General features: G+C 75.1%; 2 protein-coding genes. Both read right to left on the bottom strand.

All coding sequences use genetic code 11. The features are described 5' to 3' along the window. Nucleotides 1-223 precede the first annotated feature (223 nt). On the bottom strand, nt 224-898 hold the full coding sequence (locus ACFVHV_RS37475) for a response regulator (RefSeq protein ID WP_359897555.1): 675 nt from the start codon (nt 896-898) through the stop codon (nt 224-226). Beyond that, the gene (locus ACFVHV_RS37470; protein ID WP_359897556.1) at nt 891-3,509 is read right to left on the bottom strand and encodes a sensor histidine kinase KdpD; all 2,619 of its coding nucleotides are present in this window, start codon (nt 3,507-3,509) and stop codon (nt 891-893) included. Before ACFVHV_RS37470 ends, ACFVHV_RS37475 begins: the two co-directional genes overlap by 8 nt. Between the last annotated feature and the right edge of the window lie 174 nt (nt 3,510-3,683).

Here is a 3,683-nt window from a genome sequence, read left to right as displayed (position 1 = left end):
GGTCGCCGCCCCCCCCCCGCCCCTCCCCCACCTGCTGGCCGTCCTGGGACGGCTGCCGGAGCGGACCCGGGCCTCCCCCACACGGAGCCGGGCCGCTCGCTCGACACCGACACTACGCCCGCGGAACACCGCCCCCGGACGGTCTTGACGCCCTCCTGTCGTCCACCGGAGCGCTCTTGACGGCTCGTTGACGAGGGCGCGCCGGCGCTCGCCCGCCGGTCCGTCACGGCACGTACCGGTACCCGATCCCCGGCTCGGTGATCAGGTGCCGCGGCCGGGCCGGATCGCGCTCCAGCTTGCGGCGCAGCCCGGCGAAGTAGACCCGCAGGTAGTTGCCGCGCCCCTCCTGGGCCGGGCCCCACACCTCGCGCAGGATCTGCCGCCCGGGCACCAGCCGCCCGGGGTTGGCGAGCAGCAGGGCGAGGATGCGCCACTCGGTCGGGGTGAGCCGGACCGGACCGTTCGGGCCGTTCACCGCGGTGGCCGCGAGGTCCACGGTGTGGTCGCCGATCACCGGCCGGCCCGACGGCACGCCGCCCGGCGGCCGGCGCAGCACGGCGCGCAGCCGGGCCAGCAGTTCCTCCATCAGGAACGGCTTGGTGAGGTAGTCGTCGGCGCCCGCGTCCAGGGCGCCCACCTTGTCGGCGGCGTCCGTCCGGCCGGAGAGCACGATGATCGGCATCGCGCTGCGGGTGCGCAGGCCGCGCAGCACGTCCATCCCGTCGAGGTCGGGCAGGCCGAGGTCGAGCAGGACGGCGTCCGGGGCGCTGTGCGCGGCGCGGTCGAGCGCCTCGCCGCCGCTGGCGGCGGTGCGGACGGCGTACTGCCGGGCGCTGAGGTTGATCCGCAGGGTGCGCAGGAGGGCCGGCTCGTCGTCGACGACCAGGATCTCACTCATGTCGCGATTCCTCCCCGGGGTGTCCGGGCTCGGTGGCGGCGGGGTCTGAGCTGGCGGGGGCTGTGGCGGGGGCTGTGGCGGCGGGCCCGGTGGTGGCGGCGGGCAGGGTGAGCAGCATGGTGGTGCCTCCACCCGGGGTGTCCTCGACCTCCAGGCTGCCGCCCATCGCCTCGGCGAGGCCCCGGGAGAGGGCGAGGCCGAGGCCGACGCCGGTGGTGTTGTCGGTGTCGCCGAGGCGCTGGAAGGGCAGGAAGACCCGGTCGCGGTCCTCGGGGGCGATGCCGGGGCCGCGGTCGATCACCCGGATCTCGACCTGGTCGGCGTGGTGGCTGGCGGTGACCAGGACGGGCGCGCCGGGGGCGTTGTACCGCAGCGCGTTGGTGATCACGTTGGCGAGCACCCGCTCCAGCAGCGGCGGGTCGGCGAGCACCGGCGGCGTGGTCTCCAGGTCGAGCGGCTGGACCGGTGCGTACGGGTCGGGGAGGCTGTCCAGCGCCCGGGGCAGGATCTCGTCCAGGTGGGTCTCGGTGAGGTGCAGGGTGAGCGCGCCGGCCTGGAGGCGGCTCATGTCGAGCAGGTTGTCGACCAGCCGGGTGAGCTTGACCAGCGACTCGTCGGCGGTGGCGAGCAGCTCGGACTGGTCCTCGGGCGAGAACTCGACGTCGGGGCTGCGCAGCGAGCCGACCGAGGCGCGGGCGGCGGCCAGCGGGGTGCGCAGGTCGTGACTGACGGCGGCGAGCAGGGCGGTGCGCATCCGGTCGGCGGCCTTGATCGGCTCGACCTCGGCGGCGACGACGGCCAGCCGGTCGCGCTCCAGCGCGGCGGCGACGTGGGCGGCGAAGGCGGTCAGCACCCGCTGGTCGGCGGCGGGCAGCCGGCGGCCGGTGAGCACCAGGACGGCGTCCGGGCCGACCGGGACCTCGGTGGTCTCGTGCGGCCCGTCGCCGTCGCCCCGGTGGTCCCCCGCGCAGTGCGCGAGCGCCTCGCCGTCGACCCGCGAGAGCAGGGCGACGGCCCGCATGCCGAAGGCCGTCCGGGACTTCTCCAGCAGGGCGGGCAGCGCGTCGGCGCCGCGCAGCACGCTGCCCGCCAGGGTGGAGAGGGTCTCGGCCTCGGCGGTGGCGCGGGCGGCCCGGCTGGTGAGCCGGCCGGCGTGGTCGACCACGGTGGAGACGGTGAGCGCGATGGCGGCGAAGACCACCAGGGCGACGATGTTGTTGGTCTCGCCGATGGTCAGGCTGTGGATCGGCGGGATGAAGTAGTAGTTCAGCAGCACCGAGGCGACGACCGAGGCCAGCAGGGCCGACACGGCTCCGCCGAGCAGGGCGACGATGACCACGCCGAGCTGGAAGATCAGCGCTTCGGTGGTCAGGTTGATGCTGTGGTGCGCCTGGGAGAGCAGGGCGGTGAGCAGCCAGGGCACCGCCAGGCCGGCCAGGTAGCCGGCGAAGGTGCGGCGCCGGGAGTGGCGGCGGCCGAGCGAGGGCAGTCGGCCGCGGCCGGTGAACTCGTGGGTGACCATGTGGACGTCGATGTCCTCGGAGGCGTCCACGGTGGTCTGCCCGGTGCCGGGGCCGGTGAGGAAGCGGTTGATCCGGCCGCGGCGGCTGGTGCCGAGCACCAGCTGGGTGGCGTGGTGGGCGCGGGCGAAGGTGAGCAGCGCGGTGGGGACGTCGTCGCCGACCACCACGTGGTAGCTGCCGCCGAGGGCCTCCGCCAGCTGCCGCTGCTGGGCGAGCGCGCCGGAGGAGGCGCCGGCCAGGCCGTCGCTGCGGGAGACGTGGACGGCCAGCAGCTCGCCGCCGGCCGTGCGGTCGGCGATCCGGGCGGCGCGGCGGATCAGGGTCTCGCCCTCGGGGCCGCCGGTGAGGGCGACCACGACCCGCTCGCGGGTCTCCCAGACCCGGTCGATGTTGTGGCTGGCCCGGTAGTCGCGCAGGCCCTCGTCCACCCGCCCGGCCACCCAGAGCAGGGCGAGTTCGCGCAGGGCGGTGAGGTTGCCGACCCGGAAGTAGTTCGAGAGCGCGGCGTCCACCTTCTCCGCCCGGTAGACGTTGCCGTGGGCCATCCGGCGGCGCAGCGCCTGCGGGGCCATGTCGACGAGTTCGATCTGGTCGGCCCGGCGGACCACCTCGTCCGGGACGGTCTCGCGCTGCGGGATGCCGGTGATCTTCCGGACGACGTCGTTCAGCGACTCCAGGTGCTGGATGTTGACGGTGGTGATGACGTCGATCCCGGCGGCCAGGATCTCCTCGACGTCCTGCCACCGCTTGGCGTGCCGGCCGCCGGGGACGTTGGTGTGCGCCAGCTCGTCCACCAGCACGACGGACGGGCGGCGGGCGAGCACGCCGTCGAGGTCCATCTCGTCGAACTCGGCGTCCCGGTAGGCGCGCCGGACCCGTGGCAGGACCTCCAGGCCGGCCAGCATGGCCTCGGTGTGGCGTCTGCCGTGGCACTCGATGTACCCGACCGCGACGTCGGCCCCGCGCTGCTGTCTGCGCCGGGCCTCGTCCAGCATCCGATAGGTCTTGCCGACCCCCGGCGCGGAGCCGAGGTACACCCTCAGGCGGCCGCCGCGGTTGCCGGTGCCGGGGGTGAGGTCGCGGGCCATGGGCACTGCTCTTTCCATCGAAAAGTGGTGCACGTCTGCGGACGCGGGTCGGCCGGGGGCGGCGTCGGGCGGGTGACGTGCGGGCCGCTCAGGCGCGAGCCGGCCGCCTTGCCGTCGGACGTCACGTGAGAGCCGGTCGCCGTGTCGGTGAAGGCGGCCTGGGAGATGGCGCGG

The sequence above is a fragment of the Kitasatospora sp. NPDC127116 genome (genome assembly GCF_042677365.1).
Classification (GTDB): Bacteria; Actinomycetota; Actinomycetes; order Streptomycetales; family Streptomycetaceae; genus Kitasatospora; species Kitasatospora lactacystinica.
This window is presented reverse-complemented; position numbering and strand designations above follow the sequence as displayed.